The following is a 21,728-nucleotide window of genomic DNA, read 5'->3' as shown; positions in this document are numbered from 1 at the left end:
CTCTTATCCCTGCCCTGCTATCTGCGCCACCATCTGTGACAGCACGGAGGAGAAGGTCAACCACAGCGCCGCCAGCGCCACAATGCCAGCCGCCCAGCCGCACCAGTACATCTGCCGTCCGCTGCGCAGCCGGGAGGCACGAACCACCACCGGCGCCTCCTGGGTCAGGCTGAACGGCGGGACCCGCGCGCCAAGCGCTTGCGCCACGTCCTCACGCCGTTCGTCATCCTCGGCGCGGTACTGTCCGACAAATCCCAGCTGTAAAGTACGAAAGAAGCAGGTCAGCACTGCCGCATCCGCCGTGGGCTCTCGCAGCAGCTGGCGGATCCGTTCCCAGAGCTCTTCCCCGGCGTTGAGAGTGCTGAAAAAGCGCGCCTGCAGCGGATCCTTGCGCCACCTGCGGTAGCCATCATCCTGACTGGCGCGGTTGAGGACGCTCTCATCGAGCAGCGCGCAGTAGGCATAGAGCATCTGCTCAGCGCTGGCTTCACTGACTCCCCCCGCCGTCAGCGCCTCGCGCGCTTCGGTCACCCATCGACAGGCCTGGCGATAGAGCGCCTCGCCATCGGTCACCGGCTGGCCGCAGCGTAACTGGCTGACCATCAGCCAGCCCGGGTAAAAGGTTTTGTTGATCAGATCGCTTTCAGAGGTATTCATGAGCGCAGTACCGCAAAGAGTTCAAGTTTCACGTCGCCAAGCGATTCCGGGGTATAGAAGGTGCAGTTGCCGGCCTCCAGCATCGCGCGGGCGGCATCGGTGGAGAGATCCAGAGCGAAATATTGGTTTTCCAGACGTAGCGGAATGGCCGCCGGCACATGGCTCAGCGGTTTGATCGCGATGCCGCTGAGGGCAATATTGACGACCTCGGCGACATCATCATGGCTACCCGCCTTACAGAGCTGCGGAAAGCGGCTCTGTAGCTGGTGAGGGGGGAGTGAAGAGCGCACCGACAGATAAAAATCCGCCCCCTCGCGCAGCCGCGCATCGTGTAGCCTGCCCCGCCAGATCTCCCGGTCGGCGCCCTGCTCCAGAGCGATGGCGATCACCCTTGAGGGCAGGCTGACTTCGAGCAGCATATCCAGCAGGGCAAACAGCGGCGGGAATACCTGCTCTGGCGAGGCATGTCGGTAGCGGGGGATTGCTTCCAGATGATGTTCAAGGGAGAAAGTCAGCAGACTGCCGGCCAGCCTGGCCAGTTCGCGATAGAGCAGCTCCGGATGGCGCGAAGGGTACTGATGCAGCTCGCTGAGCACCGGTTCAGCGCTGTTCAGCGCATTGAGCAGCCAGAACAAGGAGACATCCGCCACGGCAAAATCAGCCATCCGCGCATTGCTTTCACGGCGCATGGCCATCAGGCGTCTGCGTCGGGCCTGCAGGCGATGTAACAGCTCACCCAGCTCGCTAACCAGCGTCGGGCTTGCCGCCAGCGACAGCAGCGGCGGGATGAATTCCGGGTCAACGATCCACTGCCCCTGGGCGTCGCGCACCAGACGCGCTACCGGGCAGGTGAGGAAGGCTGCATTTTCCTCGGTGGAGAGACGCAGCGTTAGCGCGTGCCGCAGAACGGCCAGCTCGCTGCGTTCATGGCCGGCCAGCTCCTGGACGGTCACCTGCTCGGCGCGCCAGCGGCGCGGGCGGGCGCTCTCCTGGCCGTCATCAAGATTGCCGCCGCTGGCGCTGAGCAGCGGCAGAGCGAGCAGAACCTCCACGCTGTCCTGCATCACGTCCGATACATCGCGGACCGGTGGCAAAATATCCGCCAGCTCGGTGTCAATCAGCGTTCCGTCGGCGAAACGCACGATCAGCCGGGTAGCGTTGAGCCGGGAAAGGGTGAGCGCGCTCGCGTCAAACTCCGCGCGCAATACCCCCCACGGTTGGGCGAGCGCCATGCGGGAGACCGTATCGGCGACGTGCGCGTCCCAGCGGGCCTGTTGCTGAAACTGCTGCGGGACCAGAAAAGCCCCGTCGCGCCATAATGGGCGGAAAATCTTCATTGCACCTCCTGTGCCTTTCGCTTTCATTGGTCTGCAGACAGGACCAAATGCCCGGACGGATATCCCTCATCCGCCGTGTGTTCGGCTGGATTTATTACCTGCCGCTTCAGGGAAAGGAAATATCTCCCCTGCCCGCGAGAGTTTCGAAGTCAGATGATATTTTTGGTCAAGGGATGTTTATCATAAAGCGAAAGAGTCAGGGGGAGGTAACGCCTGGCCCTAAATAATATCTGAATTCAACCCAAGGTAGCTTTATTGCTCTCGGTCATCACATGTAGAAGGAATATTCCATAAGCGACCCTTTTATTATTTTCCTGTTGAATATTAATTAGCGAATTAATCCCTCCGTCAGGAACATTTATATTTACCTTAAATATAAATAATAATAAAAATATCACCGCAATCGATATACCCTCAGTAGCGCTGAGTCCAGAATCTCCCCCGGCAACTGCCAGATACCCGGAGGAGCGCCCCGCCCCACCCGGCCATTGCCAGGCGCTGCATTACCCCGTATTTTGGTTTCCCGCTCCGCTGTGGGCGGGTGTCAGGGCGAACGAGAGAGAGAAAATGAAACCACTATTTGTCTATGGGACGCTCTGTCCCGGTCGCAGCAATGCGCATATTCTGGAGGCGATCGGGGGCGAGTGGCGTCCCGGCTACGTCACCGGCACCTTTTACGCGCGCGGCTGGGGCGCAGCCGCCGATTTCCCGGGGATCGTCCTCGACGCTCACGGCCCACGGGTCAACGGCTATCTGTTCCTGTCCGATCGGCTGGCGGCGCACTGGCCGATGCTGGACGACTTTGAGGAAGGGTACGATCGGGTGCCGGTGGAAGTGACCACCGACGATGGACAGCAGATCAGCGCCTGGATTTATCAGCTTCAGCCCCGGGGGTAATCCCCCGCCGCGCTGCGCGGCATGGTACAGCAGCCCAGCGCGATCGCGAGTCTGGCGTCGTTTCTGCCAATGCAGGTATACTTGCCAGATGTTTCCTCAGTTTCAGACACGCAGATGACAAAACTCACCTTACAAGAGCAGATGCTCAAAGCCGGCCTGGTCAGCAGCAAAAAAATGGCTAAAGTCCAGAGGACGGCGAAAAAATCCCGCGTTCAGGCCCGTGAGGCCCGGGAAGCGGTGGAAGAAAATAAAAAAGCCCAGCTGGAGCGTGATAAACAGCTTAGCGAGCAGCAAAAGCAGGCGGTGCTGGCGAAAGAGTATAAAGCCCAGGTGAAGCAGCTGATCGAGATGAACCGCATTACGGTCGCCCGGGGCGATATCGGCTTTAACTTTACCGATAATAATCTGATCAAAAAAATCATGGTCGACAAGCCCACCCAGACCCAGCTGATTAACGGCCGTCTGGCGATTGCCCGCCTGGCGGTGGATAACAAGCCCGAAGGTGAATATGCGATTATTCCGGCGGTAGTGGCTGAGAAAATTGCCCAGCGCGACGCCAGCAGCATCGTGTTGCACAGCGCCCTGAGTCAGGATGAGCAGGATGAAGACGATCCGTACGCCGACTTTAAGGTGCCCGACGATCTGATGTGGTAACCCCGGGCTTTCCCGCCGCGGGCGATCAAAACGGGCTCGCCTGCTGGATATGCATCGGCTCATGGCTGACGGGGTGGACAAAACGCAGTTCGCTGGCGTGCAGCATCAGCCGCGGAGCGCATTCCGTGCCGGGCAGCTCCCGGCCACCGTACAGATCGCAGCCAAGGATCGGATAGCCCAGCAGCTGGCAGTGAATACGCAGCTGATGGGTCCGTCCGGTCTCCGGGGTGAGCGTTACCCGGGTTAACGCCAGCGCCCTCTCGCCTTCTCGCGCCTGATACAGGCGGTCTATGACCCGATAGCGCGAACGCGCCGGTTTGCCGTGGCGGGCGCAGAGCGCCATGCGCGGGAAACGGGCCGGATCTTTGGCGATTGCCGCCTCCACTATCCCCTCATCTTCCGCCAGATGGCCGCACAACAGCGCCGTATAGACCTTGTCCACCGTGCGCTGGCTGAACTGTTGGCACAGCAAGGCGTTAATGCCCTTGTTGCGGGCGATCACCATCAGGCCGGAGGTGCCGAAGTCCAGGCGGTGCACCAGGGTGCAGCCCGGAAAGCGCTGTACCAGCCGGTGATGCACGGAGTCGAGGTTGCGCGGATCTTTGCCCGACAGGCTCAGCAGCCCGGCGGGCTTATTGATCAGCACCAGGTGTTCGTCCTGATACAAGAGGGTGATCTGTTCGCGACACGGCGGCGCGACAAAGGTATCGATAATGGTGGACATCAGGCGGCCCGAAGAAGGAGTGGCTGGCGATAGTACCTCATTTTGCCCAGCGGCACGATGCTGGCGCACAATCCGCCCTCGCGGCGGCGTCATTTATCACCCACACTTATCGCAAAGGCATGGCCTGTACAGGCAATGTGCTTTACACTGCGCGCTGCAAAATTTGTGTTAACCAACGAGTAATACGGTAATGGCGATGAACGGAACAATCACAACGTGGTTTAAAGATAAAGGTTTTGGATTTATCAAAGATGAAAACGGCGAAAATCGTTATTTTCACGTGATTAAGGTCGCCAATCCTGATCTTATCAAGAAAGACGCGGCGGTGACTTTCGAACCTACCACCAACAATAAAGGGCTGTCGGCCTACGCGGTGAAGGTCATTCCGGAAAGCAAATATATCTATATTGCCGGCGAGCGGTTGAAGCTGACCTCCATCAAATCCTATGTGGTGTACCGGGAAGAAGAGCCGGTCGAGACCCGCGTCGATAAAGAAAACGCCGTGCTGTCGGTCGGGCTGCTGATGAACAGCATCCGGCCAAAAGCCACGGTGCAGCCGGGAGAGATGCGCTCGGTGAAAAAGCTGGCGATCACCACCTTTCAGGGGACAACCCTGATTTTTTCGGAAGACGAAATCGATATCGATGCCACGGTAAAACTGCTTAAGGTGTAAGCCCTGGCGCGCGGTTTCCCGCGCGCCCGAAGTCCTGCCCGATATGCTACCCGCCATCGCCCCTCGCCGGACGGGGCGATGGCGCCAGAGAGCCGATAAGGATGCCGCCATGCCCGTAAATTTTGACTTCAACGATCTCTACGCCTTTCGCGCCCTGATGGAATATGGCAGTTTTCGGCTGGCGGCCGAATCCATCTGCCTGTCGCAGTCGGCCCTTAGCCGACGCATCGAAAAGCTGGAGACGGCGCTGGGCAACCGGCTGTTCGATCGCACCACCCGGCGGGTGACCCTCACGCTGTATGGGCAAAATTTTGCCGAACGTTCGGAGCAGCTGCTGGCCCATGTCGAGACGGTGCTGGCGGATATCAGCCAGGTCAGCAAGGCGCGTACCGGGCTGGTGACGGTGGCGACGGTGCCTTCCGCCGCCTACTACTTTATGCCGGAAATCATCCGCAGCTTTCAGGCGCGTTATCCCCAGGTGCGCATCCGGTTGATTGACAGCAGCGTCGGGAATGTGATCGAGGCGGTCAGCAGCGGACAGGCTGACTTTGGCCTCTGCTTTGCCAAAAACCTGCCAGCCAGTATCGAATTCACCCCTCTTGCCGACGACCGCTATGTGGCCGCCTGTCGGCACGATCATCCGCTGGCGCGCAAGACGCACCTAAGCTGGCAGGCGTATTTTGAACAGGATTATATTGGCCTGGATCGGGTCTCCGGCAACCGGACGCTGCTTGACCGGGAGCTGGCGCATCTGACGCCGGCGCGGCCAAGTATCTGCGAAACCCGCCACGTCACCACGATGCTGGGGATGGTGGAAGCGGGCATCGGCATTGCCGCCGTGCCCGCGATGTCGATGCCCGCCGGGGAGCATTCCGTTCTCCGCGCTGTGCCGCTCACCGACCCGGTGGTCACGCGTACGGTAGGCCTGATCCGCCTCAGCGGCCGTATTCAGTCCTACGTGGCGGCAGAGCTGGAGAAGCTGATTATTGAACAGTATCCTTCTGGCTGACCGGCGCGGCGGCGGCTACGCTTCGCATACCGGTGGCGTGGATGGTCTCCTGCGCCGCCGGTGACGCCAGATACGTCAGCAGCGCCTTGCCTTCCTGCGGGTGGTCGGCGCTGATGGTCACCGCCCCGGCAAAGCGGGTGATGTACTGCAGGTTATCCGGCAGTTCGCCGACGAAGGTTACGCCGGGCACCGGCAGCAGTTCGCTCACCTGCTGAAAACCGATTGCATACCGTCCCTTGGCCACTTCCGAGGCCACCGGAATGCGCTCCACCATCTGCGCTTTACTCTGCATCGCGTCATCAATGCCCAGGGTGTGGAACAGCGTCGAGCTGACATAGCGTCCGCTGGCGCTGTCGGAGTACGCGACCGATGGCGCCGCCAGCAGCGTCGCCCGCAGCTGGTCTGCGTTGTGGATAGCCGGCAGCGGCGCCCCCGCCTTCACCACCACGCCGATCGGCGAGTCGGCCAGCTCCCGGCGCGAATCCGGTTGCGTACGGCCCGCTTTCTCGAGGCTGGTCAGCGCGTCCCCGACCATGATCACCACGTCCGCGTGTTCGCCGCGCGCCAGACGGTTAGGGATCGCCTGCGGCGTTTTTCCCATCGACGGGCCAGGGATCACCACGAGGTGGTTGCCGGTTTGTTTTTCCCACGCCGGGGCCAGCTTTTCCAGCGCCGCTTTGAAGCCGCCGGAGATCATCACGGTGACCTCAGCGGACAACGCGCTGCCGCCGGTGGCGGCCAGCAGCAGCGTGGCGAGCAGGGTTCCTGTCGTTTTACGCATCATCTTCTCCCTGATTAACGTGCCGTCTGCAGCGCAACGGCGCTACGGCGATAGAGGTAGCAAGTGGCCAGCAGACCGCAGATGGCGGCAAAGCTCATCCAGTAGCCGGGAGACGCTTTATCACCGGTATACTCAATCAGCGCCGTGGAAATCACCGGCGTGAAGCCGCCAAACACCGCGGTCGCCAGGCTGTAGGCCAGCGAGAAACCTGCCACGCGCACTTCGGCGGGCATAATTTCGGTCAGCGCCGGGATCATCGCCCCGTTGTACATGCCGTAGATAAACGACAGCCACAGCAGCACGCTCAGCATCATCAAAAAGCTCGGGGCGTTCGCCAGCATGGTCAGCGCAGGCCAGGCGGTAGCCAGCGCCAGCAGGGTCATGGCGATCAGCACCGATCGGCGGCCAAAGCGGTCGGACAGCGCCCCGCCCACCGGCAGCCAGAAGAAGTTGGAAATCGCCACCAGCAGCGTGACCAGCAGGCTGTCAGAGGCGCTGAGCATCAGCACCTTTTTACCAAAGGTCGGGGCATAGACGGTGATCAGGTAGAACGCGGTGGTGGTCATCGCCACCATCATCATCCCGGCGATAACCACCTGCCAGTTCGCCAGCAGGGTGGCGAATACCTGGCGCATCGCCAGATGATGGCGGCGGGCAGTAAACTCCTGGGTCTCCTCCAGCTTACGGCGCAGGATAAAAATGAACGGAACAATCAGGCAGCCGAAAAGGAACGGAATACGCCAGCCCCAGTCGCTGATAGCGCTCGGCTCCAGTACCGCGTTGAGGGCAAAGCCCATCGCGGCTGCCACCATGATGGCAACCTGCTGACTGCCCGACTGCCAGCTGGTGTAAAAGCCTTTGCGGCCCGAGGTGGCGATCTCGGCCAGATAGACCGACACCCCGCCCAGCTCGGCGCCGGCGGAAAAGCCCTGCAGCAGACGGCCGATCAGCACCAGCAGCGGCGCCCACAGGCCAATGGTCTGATAAGAGGGGATCAGCACGATCAGGAAGGTGCCGGTGGCCATGATCGACAGGGTGACGATCAGCCCCTTGCGCCGCCCCACCTTGTCGATATAGGCGCCAAGTACGATAGCGCCGATGGGGCGCATCAAAAAGCCGGCGCCGAAGACCGCGAAGGTCATCATCAGCGAGGCGAATTCACTGCTCGCCGGAAAAAAGGTATGGGCGATGTAGGTGGCATAAAACCCGAACAGAAAAAAGTCGAACTGTTCGAGAAAGTTACCGGACGTGACGCGCAGAATGGCGCCGATCCGGTCACGGGTACTCATCTGTGAGGTTGTTGAATGCATGCAGGTCTCCAGTTTGTTATCCACGCGTTGTCGCGCGCCTGTCGCTGAAGACTGAAACAGAACCGGGAACGAAATAAGCGTAATAAACGCATCCACTAATGAATTTTACGCATGAATAACATTTAACTAATTAACATTACTTTTACATACAATCATTTAACACACACCGTCCTAACCACGCCGCGGGTGACGGCGAAAAAGTCAGTTTTCCGTTTTGTGACCGGGGCCAGGATATGTCGCCGTGGGTTGAAGGCATAAAACCTGGCCTGGGGTAACGAAATACCCTGCCGGCTGGAAAGCGCGTCAGGAAGCGGTGGACTCCCCCACCAGCGTCTGCAACAGGGAGATAAGCCAGCGGGTAGCCTCGCGTTTCCCGCTGCGTTGGTGGGCGTAAATCTTGACGTCAAACGGCGGAACCGGAAACGGCAGCGGGAAAATGGTCAGCCGGGCGGCGCGGGCCATCGTCTCCGCCGCCCGCCGGGGCAGCGCCATCAACAGGTCGCTCTGCTCAATAATAAAGGGCGCGCTCAGCATCGAGGGGGTTTTCATCGCCACCTGCCGCGAATAGCCCTGTCGCTCCAGCTCACAGTCCAGCACCCCCTGCCGCTCATTCCACGGGGTCACCACCAGATGACGGGCCGCAAGGTAGGCGTCCAGGGTCAGCGCCGTCCGGTTGGCCTGGCTGATGACCACATATTCGTCCCGCAGCCAGTTAATCTCCTCAAGATCGGGATGGGCTGGCTCGTCAGGGGTATTGAACCCGAGGGCCAGGTCGACCTCGCCCGCCAGCAGCTCGGTCAGCGCCGGGCTGTGGGGCAGATAACGGAGCTCAAACCGCAGCCCGGGCGCCTCACGCTGCAGGTGATGCATCAGCGTCGGAAAGACGCAGAACGCGGTGAAATCGGTGATCGCAATCTGCATGCAGTCGGTGCTGGCGGCCGGCACAAACGCCGCCGGCGGCGTCAGCTCCTGGTTGAGAAACTTCAGCGCCGAAGCGATAGAGGGCGCCAGCTGGCTGGCATAGACGCTGGGGCACATCCGGTGGCCTTCGCGGTAGAACAGCGGATCGTTGAGGGCGCTGCGCAGCCGGGAAAGCGCATGGCTCAGCGCCGAGGTGCTCATCGCCAGCTCTTCCGCCGCCAGGCGTACCGAGCGGGAGCGATAGACCGCGTCAAAGACCGGCAACAGGTTGAGGTCAATCCGGCGCAGGACAGGATGCATAATATTCATCGTTTGCTGATTTCATTGCACTTAATTCTTTTCACAATACCGCTTATCCTCAGGGTCAGCAATTTTGCTCTCTTTTGACTATGGATACAGGACAACCCATGAGCATCACAATCCGCCAGGCCACCCCGGACGACGCCACCGCTATCTACGACATGATTTATGAACTCGCGGTCTACGAGAAAGCCCCCCAAGAGGTAGTGACGACGCCAGAGGAGATCAGAGAGACGCTGTTTGCCAGCGGCAGCAAAACCGAAGCGCTGATCTGCGAGGTGGCGGGCAAAGCGGTGGGCTACGCGGTGTTCTTCACCAGCTACTCCACCTGGCTTGGACGCAATGGTATCTATATGGAGGATCTGTACGTCACCCCCGACTATCGCGGGATCGGCGCCGGAAAAGCGCTGCTGAAAACCATCGCGCAATATGCTGTACAACGTCAGTACGGGCGTCTGGAGTGGAGCGTGCTCGACTGGAACCAGCCGGCGATTGATTTCTATCTGAGCATTGGCGCGCAGCCGCAGGATGAGTGGGTGCGTTATCGCCTCACTGGCGATGCGCTGCGGGCCTTTGCGGAGTAAAGCGGCTCGCCAGCAGGTCGGCGCCAGGCGTCGACCTGCTGGCCGCGGATCAGGCTTCGACCGCGCTCTTCTGCAGCTGCGGACCGGCCAGCGCCAGACGCGCGCCCGCTTCGGTATCGCTGTACTGCTTGAAGTTATCCATAAACAGCTGAGCCAGGCTCTCGGCCTTCTCCTGCCATTTATCCGCTGAACTCCAGCCATTACGCGGATCCAGCACCGCGCTGTCTACCCCTGGAATGCTCTGCGGGATCGCAAGACCGAACACCGGGATGGTCTCCTCGCGCAGCGGGCCGGTAGTGCCGTTGAGGATCGCGCTAATGATGCTGCGGGTATCGCGCAGCGACAGGCGTTTGCCCTCGCCGTTCCAGCCGGTGTTGACCAGCCAGGCTTCGGCACCGGATTCCGCCATCTTCGCCGCCAGGACGCTGGCGTACTGGGTCGGGTGAAGCAGCAGGAACGCCGCGCCATAGCAGGCGGAGAAGGTCGGCGTCGGCTGGGTAATGCCGCGCTCGGTGCCCGCCAGCTTCGAGGTGAAACCCGACAGGAAATGGTACTGCATCTGCTCGGTGGTCAGACGGGAGACCGGCGGCAGAACGCCAAACGCATCGGCGGCAAGGAAAATCACCTTCGACGGATGGCCCGCGCGGGACACCGGCTTGACGATATTGTCGATATGCGACAGCGGATAGGAGACGCGGGTGTTTTCGGTTTTGCTGCCGTCGGCATAATCCACGCTGCCGTCAGCGCGCACCACCACGTTTTCCAGCAGCGCATTGCGGCGGATGGCGCCATAAATCTCCGGCTCCGCCTGCGGATCGAGATTGATGGTCTTAGCGTAGCAGCCGCCTTCGAAGTTAAACACGCCGTCATCGTCCCAACCGTGCTCGTCATCGCCAATCAGCTGACGATGCGGATCGGTCGACAGGGTGGTTTTCCCGGTCCCGGAGAGGCCGAAGAACAGCGCCACGTCCCCTGCTTCGCCACGGTTGGCCGAGCAGTGCATCGACGCGATGCCTTTCTGCGGCAGCAGGTAGTTCATGACCGAGAACAGCCCTTTCTTCATTTCGCCGCCGTACCAGGTACCGCCGATGAGCTGAATACGCTCGCTGAGATTAAAGGCGACAAAGTTCTCGGAGTTCATCCCCTGCGCCTGCCAGTTGGCATTGGTGCAGCCCGCGCCGTTGAGCACCACGAAGTCTGGCGTAAAGCTGGCCAGCTCGTCGGCGCTTGGCACGATAAACATGTTTTTGACAAAGTGGGCCTGCCACGCCACCTCGGTGACGAAGCGTACGCCAAGACGGGTGTCCGGGCTGGCGCCGCACCAGGCGTCGATGACGTACAGTTTTTTGCCGCTCAGCTGGCCCGCGACCAGGCTTTTCAGGCTGCGCCACACGTCTGGCGATAACGGCTTATTGTCATTACGGCCGAGGCCGGAGTCTGCCCACCAGACGGTGTCGCGAGTCTGTTCGTCGCGGACGATGTATTTATCGCGCGGCGAACGGCCGGTGAAGATCCCGGTATCAACAGCCACAGCGCCAGAGTCGGTCATCACGCCGCGGGCCGCGCCGGTCAGCTCAGGAGAGGTTTCATGTGCAATAAGCAAATCGTAATCAGGGTTGTAAAAGAATTCGCCGCTTGCATTAATCCCCAGCTCCTGCAGAGCCATTTTTACTGATTCAATTTGTTGTGACATGGAACTCCTGACAAACTATTTAAGGTAAGAGGCCTGGGTTATTCATTGCTTTCGTCATCGTCGCCGGCTATTTAATAAGATAAGTCCTGGACAATGAAATAAAGCAATAAATAACCGCGAGTCGCGATTTCATATCGTGCTCATGTAGGGTCGCCGATATGCATTCATAAATCTCAACTTTCCAAAAAATGTTAACACCTGTCGATAATTATGTTAATTGCATAGTTTCTATGCGCTATGCTAAAATTGCATAGCCTTTATTGCGTTTTTGAGGACTGGATCGGTGTTGGCAAATCTGGAAGTAAAATGGCTGTATGATGTGATTGCCCTTGAGGAGTCGCGCAGCTTTACCCTGGCGGCCAAAGCCCGCAACATCTCTCAGTCTTCGTTCAGTCGACGCATCCAGTCGCTGGAGGCTTCCCTCGGATTCAGCATCTTCGATCGTAGCGCCAACCCTCTGCAGCTGACCAACCGCGGGAAAATTTTTGTCGGCTATGCGCGAAATATGCTCGATGACATGGATTTTCAGATCAGCCGTATTAAAGGCTTAAATAACACTACCCAGAAAATAAGAATCGACGCCGCCCCTTCGCTGTCGGTGTTATTACTGCCGGAGATCATCGCCGGTTACACCGACCGTAAAAATAAGACTTTTCATGTTGAATCGATTAACGTCAACGACGCCGTATTTAACCTGAAAGAGGGAAAAAGCGATTTTATCCTCTCCTTCTATAATGAAGAATTAATGAACTATCCGTTTATTAATCATAAAATTTTTGATTCTTACCTGCACCTGGTCTCCCCCTGCGACGAACATGGCCGCCCGCTGTTTCATTTACATCGCGGCGTGCTGCCGCTGATGAAATACGCCAACGACAGCTATATGGGGCGCCAGGTGAACCAGGTGATCGACCGCACGCCGGAGATCACCTTCTCTCTCACCTTTGTCTCTTCCATGAGCGAGCTGCTCAAGCGCATGATCCTCAATGGCGACGGCGTGGGCTGGCTGCCGCAATACTCTATTCAGCGCGAGCTGGACGAAGGCCGGCTGACGATCCTCGATGAGAGCCTGTCGCTGCCGATCGGCGCCTGGCTCTACCGCTCCGGCTCGCGGCTTAACCAGGCCGCCGAACGTTTCTGGCAGCACATTAAAACCCGTAACGAACCGCGGGAATAACCCCCTCAGCCGCTGATCCCCAGATATGCCTTACGCACCTCCGGGTCGTTGAGCAGCGTCTGGCCGCTACCGCTCAGGCGGATCTGGCCGTTCACCATCACGTAGGCGCGGTCCGACAGGTTGAGGGCATGGCGGGCATTCTGCTCCACCAGAAACAGCGTCATCCCCTGAGCCGTCAGCTCGCGCAGGATCTGAAAAATCTGCTTCACCACCAGCGGCGCCAGCCCCAGGCTCGGCTCATCCAGCAGCAGCAGGCGCGGTCGGCTCATCAGCGCCCGGGCGATGGCCAGCATCTGCTGCTCGCCGCCGGAGAGGGTCATCGCCCGCTGTCCCCGCCGCTCTTCCAGCCGGGGGAACAGCTGGTACATTCGCGCCTTGTCCTCGGCCTGATAGCGGTTGCCAATGGCAATGGTCCCCATTAGCAGATTTTCCTCGACGGTCATATCGGGAAAGATGCGCCGCCCTTCCGGGGCCTGGGCGATGCCGTTGCTGGCGATAAAGTGGGTCGACTTCCGGCTGATCGCCTCCCCGCGATAGAAAATCTCCCCGCCGGCAATGCGCGGCTGGCCGAAGACCGACATCAGCAGCGTTGATTTACCGGCGCCGTTGGCGCCGATCAGCGCCACCGTCTCCCCCTCGTTGACGGTGAGGGAGACCTGCTTCAGGGCCTGGATCGGCCCGTAGAAGACATCCACCTCATTAAAGGCAAGCAAAGGCTGGCTCATCGGCGCGTCTCCTCTTCCTCAGCGCCAAGATAGGCGGCAATCACACTGGCGTTGGCCTGGATCGCCTGCGGCGCGCCGCGGGCGATGACGTCCCCGTGATCGAGGACGATGATATGATCCGAAATCTCCATCACCATCCCCATATCATGCTCGATCAGTAGCACCGTAATGCCGTGCTGCTGGCGCAGAAAGCGAATAATCCGGCTCAGCGCCTGGGTTTCCACCGGGTTGAGGCCGGCGGCCGGCTCGTCCAGACAGATCATCTCCGGACGGGTGCACATGGCGCGGGCGATCTCCAGCCGCCGCTGCTGTCCGTAGGAGAGGGTCCCCGCCAGACGGTTGGCGCAGTCCACCATCTCCACCACCTCCAGCCAGTAAAAAGCGCGATCCAGCGCCTGACTCTCCGCCTGCCGATACCCACGGGTATTGAGGATCCCGGCCAGCAGATGGCGGTTGACCTGGGTATGCTGGGCCACCAGCAGGTTCTCGATCACCGACATCTCGCGGAATAAACGTATATTCTGGAAGGTGCGCGCCAGGCCAGCGCGGTTCACCAGATGGGTGCCACCGAACATCTTGTAATAGATCCGCCTCCCCAGCTGCGCCGGGTGGAGAAAATCGTCCGGGTGAAGCTTCTGCCCCAGCACCTGAATAACATCGGTGACCTTTTCCCGCGCCCGCAGCACGATACTGCCCCCCGTCGCCCGATAAAAACCGGTCAGGCAGTTAAACACCGTGGTCTTGCCCGCGCCGTTGGGGCCGATCAGGGCGGTGATCGACCCCCGCTCCACCTCCAGATTGACATCATTCAGCGCTTTGATGCCGCCGAAATGCATCATCAGATGCTCAACGCGTAAGATGCTGTCGGTCATGGCGCGACTCCTTTTCGCAACGCAACCCCGCTGCGGCTGGTGCGCACCAGGCCGCGCGGCCGCCAGATCATCATCATCACCATCAGCACGCCGAACAGCAGCACCCGATATTCGTCAAAACCGCGCAGCAGTTCCGGGGTGACCGTCAGAACAAACGCCGCCAGTACCACTCCCAGGGTGGAGCCCATTCCCCCGAGCACCACAATCGCCAGGATCAGCGCCGACTCAAAAAAGGTGAACGACGTCGGGTTAACAAACCCCTGATAGCTGGCGAAGAACACCCCGGCGATGCCGGCCGTCGACGCGCCGAGCATAAACGCCGAGAGCTTCACCAGCACGTGGTTGAGCCCCATCGCCCGACAGGCGATCTCATCCTCTCGCAGCGCCTCCCAGGCGCGGCCGATGGGCATCCGCGTCAGGCGATGCTTCACCAGCAGCACCAGCATCACCACCAGGCACAGCACGGCGTAGAGAAAGATGAATTTCAGGTTGGGGTTGTAGCTGACGTGGAAAAACTCATGGATGGGGATGCCGCCATCCTTGGCCCGGCGGGTAAACTCGAGGCCAAACAGCGTGGGGGATGGCACCGGTACGCCGTTAGGGCCGCCGGTGAAGCTCACCCAGTTGTTGAGCACCAGGCGGATAATTTCGCCAAAGCCGAGGGTGACGATGGCCAGATAGTCGCCATGCATACGCAGCACCGGAAAGCCCAGCAACGCCCCGGCGAGAGCCGCCATCACCGCCCCCAGCGGCAGCATCGCCCAGAAGCCAAGTCCCAGGTACTGGTAGCCCAGCGCCAGGCCGTAGGCGCCGATGGCGTAAAACGCCACATAGCCCAGATCGAGCAGGCCCGCGAGGCCCACCACAATATTCAACCCCAGGCCAAGCAGAACGTAGATCAGCCCAAGAATGGCCACGGTCAGCAGATATTTTGTGGCGAGAAACGGAAAGACAATGGCCAGCCCCACCAGCAGCGGTATTATCCAGCGCAGCCGCGAGCGGTAGCCCGGCGGCCGGACGTACACCCCGTCATCCGCCCCCTCAAAGCGGGCAATAAAGGCTTTTCCCCTGTGGCTCTGCAGCAGCAGACTGAGCGCCAGCCTGCCGGCCATCACCACCGCCACCAGAATCGCCACCCGCGCAGGCGCGAGGGTAAAACCATACCCTTTGAGCACCACGCCGACGATCGGGCCAAAGACAATTAACGCGCAAAGGCCGGCCAGTACGCTGTCGATCAGCGCGTTTTGGATAGCCCGCGCAGGCTGGCGCGTAATTTCACCCATAAAGCCTCCTTAGACCTTGGCCACCAGCGGACGTCCCAGCAGCCCCTGCGGGCGAAAAATCAGGATCGCCACCAGCAGCGCAAAGGAAAAGACATCTTTGTAATCCGAATTCACCAGCCCGGCGAACTGGGCTTCGGCCACCCCAAGCAGCAGACCACCCAGCATCGCGCCAGGCAGCGAGCCGATCCCGCCCAGCACCGCGGCGGTGAAGGCTTTGATGCCGATAATAAATCCGATATAGAAGTCGAAGGTGCCGTAGTTCATGGTCACCAGCACGCCGGCCAGACCGGCCATCGCCGCGCCGATGACAAACACCAGGGAGATCACCCGGTCGGTATTGATGCCAAGGATCGCCGCCATGCGCCGGTCCTGCTGGGTGGCGCGGCAGATGCGCCCCAGCCGGGTATACTGAATAATCCAGGTCAGGATAAGCATCCCCACCAGCGCCGCGACGAGAATAAACACCTTGGTCCAGGTGATCTGCACCACCCCATCGCCCACCGTCATGCGCAACGCGCCGCTAAGCAGCGTCGGGATCCCCTGCTGGTTCGGCCCCTGGCTCAGCTGGACATAGTTCTGCAGGATAAGCGACATCCCGATAGCCGAGATCAGCGGCGCCAGCCGCGTCGAGTTGCGCAGCGGCCGGTAGGCGATGCGCTCGATCGCCCAGCCGTATACGCCGGTGACCACGATGGTGAACACCAGAGTGGCGAAAATCAGCAGCGGAAAGGAGTGGATCCCGAAGAAAGAGAGCAGCGCCAGGCCGATGGCGCACAGGTAGGCGGAGACCATATACACCTCGCCGTGGGCGAAGTTGATCATGCCGATGATCCCATACACCATGGTGTAGCCGATGGCGATTAAGCCGTACACCGCGCCCAGCGTCAGCCCATTGATCAGTTGTTGCAGAAAAAACGCCGTCATAGCCCCTCCAGCCGCCAGGCAGACGGCCGCCGGGTTCCGTTCCCGGTCAACCGCCGTCATGTGACAATTCGCAAGTCAAAAGGACAGAGCGTCCTCAGGTCGTGGCCGATCAGAGCTGGTGATATTTGCCCTTGTCGTCCCACTGATAGACCACGTAGTCGGACACCTTGAGGTCGCCTTTGCCATCCCAGGCTTTCTTGCCCATCACCGTCTCGACGTCGTGGCTCTTCAGCCAGTCGCTGGCTTTGGCGTTATCGGTACCGACGGCGTTCCAGGCCGCGGCGATAGCCTGAATGGAGGCGTAGGCGTAGAGGGTATAACCTTCCGGCTCAAAGCCGCTGGCGCGGAACTTCTCGATCACCGCTTTGCCGTCGGGGAGGGTGCGCGGATCCTGACCAAAGGTCATCAGCACGCCGTTAGTGAACTGCGGCCCGCCGGCGGCCGTGACCAGCTCCTCGGTGACGATACAGTCGCCGGAGAAGAATTTGGCCTGCACCCCCTGCTCGCGCATCTGGCGCACCAGCGGGCCCGCTTCAGGATGGCAGCCGCCAAAGTAGACCACGTCCGGCTTGAGGGCGCCGATCTTGGTCACCAGGGCGTTAAAGTCTTTTTCACCGCGGGAAAGGCCTTCGTACAACACTTCTTTGGTACCCCGCTTCGCCAGCGCCGCGCGGGTGGCATCGGCCAGCCCCTGACCATAGGTGTCTTTATCGTGGATGACGGCGATTTTCTTCGCCTTCAGCACGTCCAGCATATAGTTGGCGGCGATCGCCCCCTGCTGATCGTCACGACCACACATGCGGAAGAGATCTTTCATGCCGCGCTCGGTGATCTGCGGGTTGGTCGAGCCGGGGGTAATGGTCAGGATCCCGGCTTCGTCATATACCTCGGAGGCCGGCATCGTTGAGGAAGAGCAAAAGTGCCCCACCACGGCGGAGACTTTCGCTTCATCCACCAGCCGGTTGGCCACCGCCACCGCCTGCTTCGGTTCGCACGCGTCATCCCCCTGCACCAGCACAATCTTTTCGCCTTTGATGCCGCCGGCGGCATTGATATCGGCCACCGCCTGCGAGGCCCCCTTCCAGTACTGGGCGCCGTAGGTGGCGTTGGGGCCGGTAAAGGGCCCGGCGACGCCGATCTTCACGTCTGCCTGGGCGTAAAAGGCCATGCTCATACAACCTGCTATCACAACATGAAGCGTCATTGTTTTCAGTTTCAAAGACATTCGGATATTCCTCAGCGATGTAAAGCCTGGCGTCATGGAATGACGCAGAAAATATCACTTACCGTGTGGTGCCGACGTTGGCGCAGCGCCAGGACGGCCAGGGTGGAAGAAGCAAAAATCCCGCCAGGAAGGAGTGGAACACCGGAGAACAGTCGCCCCGGTCGGTACGCACGCGACGGCAACCCGTGCCGCATCCGGCAAGGGCGCATTCCCTTTCAGGTCAGGAGATCGGTTGCCATCACGTGGCGAGCCGGACAACGCGGTATCCGTACCGGCCCGTGAGCTAAACATAGATGCAGTTAGCGGTCGCTGCGCGCCAGCGTGGTGCAAAAATGCGAATATGATCAACAGTAGTGATTATTTTGTTGCGGTAATGTGAAGATGATAACAGGAGAGCCCGTTAAAGGCTCTCCTGTGACCCGGTGGCCGCTCAGAGTTGACTGGTGAACGTTCGGGAGATCACATCCTGCTGCTGTTCGCGGGTCAGCGCGTTAAAGCGGACCGCATAGCCGGAGACGCGGATCGTCAGATTCGGATACTGCTCCGGGTGTTCTATCGCATCGAGCAGCTTTTCCCGGTTCAGCACATTGACGTTGAGATGCTGTCCCCCCTCCACCGTCTCCTCGTGGTGGAAGTAGCCGTCCAGCAGGCCCACCAGGTTGTTTTCCTGCGCTGACGGGGCTTTGCCGAGCGCCGCCGGCACGATGGAGAAGGTATACGAGATGCCATCTTTGGCGTAGGTAAACGGCAGTTTCGCCACCGAGGTCAGCGACGCCACCGCCCCTTTCCGGTCGCGGCCATGCATCGGATTGGCCCCCGGAGCGAACGGCGTCCCCGCCCGACGTCCGTCCGGGGTGTTGCCGGTTTTCTGGCCGTATACCACGTTGGAGGTGATGGTCAGGATCGACTGGGTCGGCACCGCCTGACGCCAGGTGGGGAGCGCCTGAATTTTGCGCATAAAGCGCTCCACCAGGTCGCAGGCGATGGCATCAACCCGATCGTCGTTGTTGCCGTACTGCGGATAGTCGCCTTCAATGACAAAGTCCACCGCCAGCCCGTGGTGATCGCGCACCGGCTTCACCCGGGCGTACTTTATCGCCGACAACGAATCCGCTGCCACCGACAGGCCGGCGATGCCGCAGGCCATCGTGCGGTAGACGTCGCGGTCGTGCAGGGCCATCAGCGCCGCCTCGTAGCTGTACTTATCATGCATGCAATGGATGATGTTCAGCGCGCTGATGTACTGCACCGCCAGCCAGTCCATAAAGTGGTCGAGGCTGGCCATCACGGTGTCGTAGTCCAGCACCTCATCACGCAGAGGGTCGGTTTTCGGCCCCACCTGGATCTTCAGTTTCTCATCCACCCCGCCGTTAATCGCGTAGAGCAGCGTTTTGGCGAGATTGGCGCGGGCGCCGAAGAACTGCATCTGCTTGCCGATCACCATCGGGCTGACGCAGCAGGCGATGGCGTAGTCGTCGCTGTGAAAATCGCTGCGCATCAGATCGTCGTTCTCATACTGCAGCGACGAGGTGGCGATAGAGACCCGGGCGGCATATTTTTTAAACGCCGCCGGCAGCGCTTGCGACCAGAGCACGGTCAGGTTCGGCTCCGGCGCCGGGCCCATGGTGTGCAGAGTATGCAGATAGCGGAAGGTGGTTTTGCTGACCAGGGTGCGACCATCCAGCCCCATGCCGCCCAGCACCTCCGTCGCCCAGATGGGATCCCCGGAGAACAGCGAATCAAATTCCGGGGTGCGCAGGAAACGCACCATGCGGATCTTCATGATGAAGTGATCAATGAGCTCCTGGGCCTGCTCCTCATTCAATAAACCGGCGCGCAGATCGCGTTCGATATAGATGTCGAGGAAGGTGGCCGTGCGCCCCAGCGACATGGCGCCGCCGTTCTGCGACTTCACCGCCGCCAGGTAGGCGAAGTAGAGCCACTGCACCGCCTCCCGGGCAGTGCGCGCCGGGTGAGAGATATCGCAGCCGTAGCGGGCCGCCATCTCCTGCATCTGCAGCAGCGCGCGCCGCTGTTCGGCCAGCTCCTCGCGCAGGCGCAGGGTGGCCTCCAGCGCCTCGCCGCGCTCAAGGGCCGGCTGCAGGTCGGCAAACTGCAGCTCACGTTCGCGGACCAGGTAGCGAATGCCGTACAGCGCCACGCGGCGGTAATCGCCGATGATCCGTCCGCGGCCATAGCCGTCCGGTAGCCCGGTCAGCACCCCGGATTTGCGGCAGCGCAGCATATCCGGGGAATAGACGTCAAAAACGCCCTGATTGTGGGTCTTACGCAGCGCCGTAAACTGATACTCAAAGTCAGGATCCATTTCGCGACCATAGGCCTCGAAGGCGCTTTTGATCATCTTGATGCCGCCAAAAGGATGCAGGGCGCGCTTCAGCGGCTGGTCCGTTTGCAGGCCGACGATCTTTTCCAGCGGCTGGTTGATATAGCCCGCCGCGTGGGCGGTGATGGAGGTGGCGACATTGGTGTCGAAATCCACCGGCGCATGGGTGGCGTTCTCGACGCGGATCCCGGCCATCACCTGCTCCCAGAGGGCGGTGGTCGCTGGCGTCGCGTCGGCGAGGAAAGACTCATCGCCCTCGTAAGGGGTGTAGTTATGCTGAATAAAGTCGCGAACGTCGATCTGCGTTTGCCACGCCGTACCGCGAAAGCCCAGCCAGGCGTCAGCGTATCGTACATCCTGGGTATCGATATCTACTTTCATGAACATCGTCTCTCTACAGAATAAAAAGTCAGGCCAGCGCCGCCGCGGTGTGGATCCGGCCTAAGCGGATCGCATCGAGGGCAATCATGCGCTCTTCATTGGTAGGAATAACCGCGCAGCGCACCCGGCTGCCGTCGGCGGAGATCAGGCGCTCGCCGGCCGAATTGGGCTGCTGATTGCGGGCGGCGTCCATCGCAAGGCCAAAGACCGTCAGCCGTTCGCTCACCAGCCGACGGATCAGCACCGAGTTCTCGCCAATCCCGCCGGTGAAAATAATGCCGTCGAGACGCTGCAGCGCCGCGGCGTGGCCGGCAATATGGCGGGCGATACGATGGACAAAGGTTTTAATCGCCAGGCGGGCGCGGGCATGGCCCTCATGCCACGCCTGCTCCAGCACCCGCAGGTCGGAGGAAAGACCGGAGATCCCCAGCAGGCCGGAGGCGGTGTTGGCTACCCGCTCCAGGTCGCTGAGGGTCTGCCGGGTTTCCCCGGCAATCCACGCCATGGCGCCGAAGTCGACATCGCCGCTGCGGGTGCCCATCATCAGCCCCTCCAGCGGCGTCATCCCCATCGAGGTGTCCACGCTGCGGCCGTTACGCACCGCGCAGATCGAGGCGCCATTGCCCAGGTGGGCGATCACCAGGCCGCTCTCCTGCTCCGGCAACCCGAGCAGCGCCAGGGCGCGCTGGGACACATAGCGGTGCGAGGTGCCGTGGAAACCGTAGCGGCGTACCCCGAGATTCTGGTAATACTCCCACGGCAGACCATAGAGAAAAGCTTCCGGGGCCAGGGTCTGGTGAAAGCTGGTATCAAAGACCGCCACCTGCATCACCTCCGGGAACAGCCGCTGCGCCGAAGCAATGCCGCTGAGACTGGCGTAGTTATGCAGCGGGGCCAGGGACGATACCTGGCGAATGTTATTGATAACCTCCTCGCTAATAATGACCGACTCGGTGAACAGGTCGCCGCCGTGGGCGACGCGGTGGCCAATCAGGGCCACGCTGTCGATGAGGTCGCGTTGGGCTAATGCCCCGGCAATCGCCTGCAGGGCGCCTTCGTAGCCGCGCTGCGCCAGCGCCACCGGCTCGCCGCCGTTGAGCGAGAGAAACGCCCGTTCCGCGTTGATGCCCTCGGCCACGCCGTTGAGCAGGCAGTCGCAGCTGGCGGCGTCCAGGACGGAAAATTTGATTGACGACGAGCCGCAGTTAATCACCAGTACTACCGGAAATTCAGTCATGTTGTACTCCGCGTGGCCTG

Annotated in this window: 22 protein-coding genes; 7 read left to right on the top strand and 15 right to left on the bottom strand. The window is 60.6% G+C overall.

Translation table 11 applies throughout. The features are described 5' to 3' along the window. Positions 1-3 precede the first annotated feature (3 nt). The 3 genes from tssL to OHJ17_RS26395 all read right to left on the bottom strand — a co-directional run bounded on the left by tssL (position 4) and on the right by OHJ17_RS26395 (position 2,449). A complete protein-coding gene (gene tssL / locus OHJ17_RS09760; protein ID WP_039819484.1) occupies positions 4-657 on the bottom strand; it encodes a type VI secretion system protein TssL, short form in 654 nt (217 codons plus the stop codon). Next, the gene (gene tssK, locus OHJ17_RS09755) at positions 654-1,994 is read right to left on the bottom strand and encodes a type VI secretion system baseplate subunit TssK (RefSeq protein ID WP_032421530.1); all 1,341 of its coding nucleotides are present in this window, start codon (positions 1,992-1,994) and stop codon (positions 654-656) included. The genes tssL and tssK overlap by 4 nt, the downstream gene beginning before the upstream one ends. Before the next feature lie 236 nt (positions 1,995-2,230). Further along, entirely contained in the window at positions 2,231-2,449 is a 219-nt protein-coding gene (locus OHJ17_RS26395) for a hypothetical protein (protein WP_152875710.1), read from the bottom strand. 112 nt (positions 2,450-2,561) lie between these two features. On the opposite strand from OHJ17_RS26395, the gene OHJ17_RS09750 reads away from it, so the two are divergent. Beyond that, the gene (locus OHJ17_RS09750) at positions 2,562-2,891 is read left to right on the top strand and encodes a gamma-glutamylcyclotransferase family protein (protein ID WP_002910650.1); all 330 of its coding nucleotides are present in this window, start codon (positions 2,562-2,564) and stop codon (positions 2,889-2,891) included. A gap of 114 nt (positions 2,892-3,005) precedes the next feature. After that, complete coding sequence (locus OHJ17_RS09745; protein WP_002910652.1) at positions 3,006-3,545, top strand: DUF2058 domain-containing protein; 540 nt, start codon at positions 3,006-3,008, stop codon at positions 3,543-3,545. Between the two features lie 25 nt (positions 3,546-3,570). Here the strand turns inward: OHJ17_RS09745 and OHJ17_RS09740 are convergent, their stop codons facing one another. Continuing rightward, positions 3,571-4,269 carry an RluA family pseudouridine synthase gene (locus OHJ17_RS09740; RefSeq protein WP_004197491.1) on the bottom strand — a complete coding sequence of 233 codons (699 nt, stop codon included), beginning with the start codon at positions 4,267-4,269 and terminating at the stop codon, positions 3,571-3,573. Positions 4,270-4,459: 190 nt separating this feature from the next. Between OHJ17_RS09740 and OHJ17_RS09735 the strand changes: the two genes are divergently transcribed. Both OHJ17_RS09735 and OHJ17_RS09730 read left to right on the top strand, forming a co-directional pair. Continuing rightward, a complete protein-coding gene (locus tag OHJ17_RS09735; protein WP_002910657.1) occupies positions 4,460-4,942 on the top strand; it encodes a cold-shock protein in 483 nt (160 codons plus the stop codon). A gap of 109 nt (positions 4,943-5,051) precedes the next feature. Continuing rightward, positions 5,052-5,951 carry an L-proline-binding transcription factor PsrA gene (locus OHJ17_RS09730; RefSeq protein WP_004152315.1) on the top strand — a complete coding sequence of 300 codons (900 nt, stop codon included), beginning with the start codon at positions 5,052-5,054 and terminating at the stop codon, positions 5,949-5,951. Here the strand turns inward: OHJ17_RS09730 and OHJ17_RS09725 are convergent. The 3 genes from OHJ17_RS09725 to OHJ17_RS09715 all read right to left on the bottom strand — a co-directional run bounded on the left by OHJ17_RS09725 (position 5,926) and on the right by OHJ17_RS09715 (position 9,272). Then, entirely contained in the window at positions 5,926-6,735 is an 810-nt protein-coding gene (locus tag OHJ17_RS09725) for a substrate-binding domain-containing protein (protein ID WP_004145468.1), read from the bottom strand. The two genes, OHJ17_RS09730 and OHJ17_RS09725, sit on opposite strands and share 26 nt — an antisense overlap. 11 nt (positions 6,736-6,746) lie before the next feature. Further along, the gene (locus OHJ17_RS09720) at positions 6,747-8,042 is read right to left on the bottom strand and encodes an MFS transporter (protein ID WP_004152313.1); all 1,296 of its coding nucleotides are present in this window, start codon (positions 8,040-8,042) and stop codon (positions 6,747-6,749) included. 303 nt (positions 8,043-8,345) lie between these two features. After that, positions 8,346-9,272 carry a LysR family transcriptional regulator gene (locus OHJ17_RS09715; protein WP_002910715.1) on the bottom strand — a complete coding sequence of 309 codons (927 nt, stop codon included), beginning with the start codon at positions 9,270-9,272 and terminating at the stop codon, positions 8,346-8,348. A gap of 98 nt (positions 9,273-9,370) precedes the next feature. Here OHJ17_RS09715 and OHJ17_RS09710 point away from each other — a divergent pair, with 98 nt between their 5' ends. Further along, positions 9,371-9,847, top strand: a complete 477-nt coding sequence (locus tag OHJ17_RS09710) for a GNAT family N-acetyltransferase (RefSeq protein WP_032412534.1) — start codon at positions 9,371-9,373, stop codon at positions 9,845-9,847. Positions 9,848-9,896: 49 nt separating this feature from the next. Here the strand turns inward: OHJ17_RS09710 and pckA are convergent, their stop codons facing one another. Beyond that, the gene (pckA, locus tag OHJ17_RS09705) at positions 9,897-11,540 is read right to left on the bottom strand and encodes a phosphoenolpyruvate carboxykinase (ATP) (protein ID WP_004148802.1); all 1,644 of its coding nucleotides are present in this window, start codon (positions 11,538-11,540) and stop codon (positions 9,897-9,899) included. 283 nt (positions 11,541-11,823) lie between these two features. Here pckA and OHJ17_RS09700 point away from each other — a divergent pair, with 283 nt between their 5' ends. Then, positions 11,824-12,717 (top strand): LysR substrate-binding domain-containing protein, encoded by an 894-nt coding sequence (locus tag OHJ17_RS09700; RefSeq protein ID WP_002910720.1) that lies wholly within the window; start codon positions 11,824-11,826, stop codon positions 12,715-12,717. Between the two features lie 5 nt (positions 12,718-12,722). On the opposite strand, the gene OHJ17_RS09695 is transcribed toward OHJ17_RS09700, so the two are convergent. The 5 genes from OHJ17_RS09695 to OHJ17_RS09675 form a co-directional block, all read right to left on the bottom strand. Beyond that, complete coding sequence (locus OHJ17_RS09695; protein WP_004175491.1) at positions 12,723-13,442, bottom strand: ABC transporter ATP-binding protein; 720 nt, start codon at positions 13,440-13,442, stop codon at positions 12,723-12,725. Beyond that, complete coding sequence (locus OHJ17_RS09690) at positions 13,439-14,314, bottom strand: ABC transporter ATP-binding protein (protein ID WP_004148803.1); 876 nt, start codon at positions 14,312-14,314, stop codon at positions 13,439-13,441. Before OHJ17_RS09690 ends, OHJ17_RS09695 begins: the two co-directional genes overlap by 4 nt. After that, positions 14,311-15,597: a high-affinity branched-chain amino acid ABC transporter permease LivM gene (gene livM, locus OHJ17_RS09685; protein ID WP_004148804.1), complete on the bottom strand. Its 1,287-nt coding sequence runs from the start codon at positions 15,595-15,597 to the stop codon at positions 14,311-14,313. The genes OHJ17_RS09690 and livM overlap by 4 nt, the downstream gene beginning before the upstream one ends. Before the next feature lie 9 nt (positions 15,598-15,606). Further along, positions 15,607-16,521 carry an ABC transporter permease subunit gene (locus tag OHJ17_RS09680; protein ID WP_004175489.1) on the bottom strand — a complete coding sequence of 305 codons (915 nt, stop codon included), beginning with the start codon at positions 16,519-16,521 and terminating at the stop codon, positions 15,607-15,609. Between the two features lie 109 nt (positions 16,522-16,630). Next, positions 16,631-17,689, bottom strand: a complete 1,059-nt coding sequence (locus tag OHJ17_RS09675; protein WP_004189329.1) for a branched-chain amino acid ABC transporter substrate-binding protein — start codon at positions 17,687-17,689, stop codon at positions 16,631-16,633. A gap of 289 nt (positions 17,690-17,978) precedes the next feature. Here OHJ17_RS09675 and OHJ17_RS09670 point away from each other — a divergent pair, with 289 nt between their 5' ends. After that, positions 17,979-18,125 (top strand): hypothetical protein, encoded by a 147-nt coding sequence (locus tag OHJ17_RS09670; protein ID WP_014907354.1) that lies wholly within the window; start codon positions 17,979-17,981, stop codon positions 18,123-18,125. Positions 18,126-18,176: 51 nt separating this feature from the next. On the opposite strand, the gene pflB is transcribed toward OHJ17_RS09670, so the two are convergent. Then, positions 18,177-20,471: a formate C-acetyltransferase gene (gene pflB / locus OHJ17_RS09665; protein ID WP_021466440.1), complete on the bottom strand. Its 2,295-nt coding sequence runs from the start codon at positions 20,469-20,471 to the stop codon at positions 18,177-18,179. A gap of 28 nt (positions 20,472-20,499) precedes the next feature. Further along, positions 20,500-21,708: a propionate kinase gene (gene tdcD / locus OHJ17_RS09660; protein WP_004200321.1), complete on the bottom strand. Its 1,209-nt coding sequence runs from the start codon at positions 21,706-21,708 to the stop codon at positions 20,500-20,502. Between the last annotated feature and the right edge of the window lie 20 nt (positions 21,709-21,728).

This window comes from Klebsiella sp. KP20-425-1, assembly GCF_025813515.1.
Taxonomy (GTDB): domain Bacteria; phylum Pseudomonadota; class Gammaproteobacteria; order Enterobacterales; family Enterobacteriaceae; genus Klebsiella; species Klebsiella pneumoniae.
The sequence above is the reverse complement of the archived record's forward strand: the minus strand, read 5'-3'. Positions and strand labels throughout refer to the sequence as shown.

Coding starts and splice junctions, on each gene's coding strand:
- tssL (WP_039819484.1), bottom strand. CDS start 657: ATGAATACCTCTGAAAGCGATCTGATCAACAAAACCTTTTACCCGGGC.
- tssK (WP_032421530.1), bottom strand. CDS start 1,994: ATGAAGATTTTCCGCCCATTATGGCGCGACGGGGCTTTTCTGGTCCCG.
- OHJ17_RS09750 (WP_002910650.1), top strand. CDS start 2,562: ATGAAACCACTATTTGTCTATGGGACGCTCTGTCCCGGTCGCAGCAAT.
- OHJ17_RS09745 (WP_002910652.1), top strand. CDS start 3,006: ATGACAAAACTCACCTTACAAGAGCAGATGCTCAAAGCCGGCCTGGTC.
- OHJ17_RS09740 (WP_004197491.1), bottom strand. CDS start 4,269: ATGTCCACCATTATCGATACCTTTGTCGCGCCGCCGTGTCGCGAACAG.
- OHJ17_RS09735 (WP_002910657.1), top strand. CDS start 4,460: ATGGCGATGAACGGAACAATCACAACGTGGTTTAAAGATAAAGGTTTT.
- OHJ17_RS09730 (WP_004152315.1), top strand. CDS start 5,052: ATGCCCGTAAATTTTGACTTCAACGATCTCTACGCCTTTCGCGCCCTG.
- OHJ17_RS09725 (WP_004145468.1), bottom strand. CDS start 6,735: ATGATGCGTAAAACGACAGGAACCCTGCTCGCCACGCTGCTGCTGGCC.
- OHJ17_RS09720 (WP_004152313.1), bottom strand. CDS start 8,042: ATGCATTCAACAACCTCACAGATGAGTACCCGTGACCGGATCGGCGCC.
- OHJ17_RS09715 (WP_002910715.1), bottom strand. CDS start 9,272: ATGAATATTATGCATCCTGTCCTGCGCCGGATTGACCTCAACCTGTTG.
- OHJ17_RS09710 (WP_032412534.1), top strand. CDS start 9,371: ATGAGCATCACAATCCGCCAGGCCACCCCGGACGACGCCACCGCTATC.
- pckA (WP_004148802.1), bottom strand. CDS start 11,540: ATGTCACAACAAATTGAATCAGTAAAAATGGCTCTGCAGGAGCTGGGG.
- OHJ17_RS09695 (WP_004175491.1), bottom strand. CDS start 13,442: ATGAGCCAGCCTTTGCTTGCCTTTAATGAGGTGGATGTCTTCTACGGG.
- OHJ17_RS09690 (WP_004148803.1), bottom strand. CDS start 14,314: ATGACCGACAGCATCTTACGCGTTGAGCATCTGATGATGCATTTCGGC.
- livM (WP_004148804.1), bottom strand. CDS start 15,597: ATGGGTGAAATTACGCGCCAGCCTGCGCGGGCTATCCAAAACGCGCTG.
- OHJ17_RS09680 (WP_004175489.1), bottom strand. CDS start 16,521: ATGACGGCGTTTTTTCTGCAACAACTGATCAATGGGCTGACGCTGGGC.
- OHJ17_RS09675 (WP_004189329.1), bottom strand. CDS start 17,689: ATGGCCTTTTACGCCCAGGCAGACGTGAAGATCGGCGTCGCCGGGCCC.
- pflB (WP_021466440.1), bottom strand. CDS start 20,471: ATGAAAGTAGATATCGATACCCAGGATGTACGATACGCTGACGCCTGG.
- tdcD (WP_004200321.1), bottom strand. CDS start 21,708: ATGACTGAATTTCCGGTAGTACTGGTGATTAACTGCGGCTCGTCGTCA.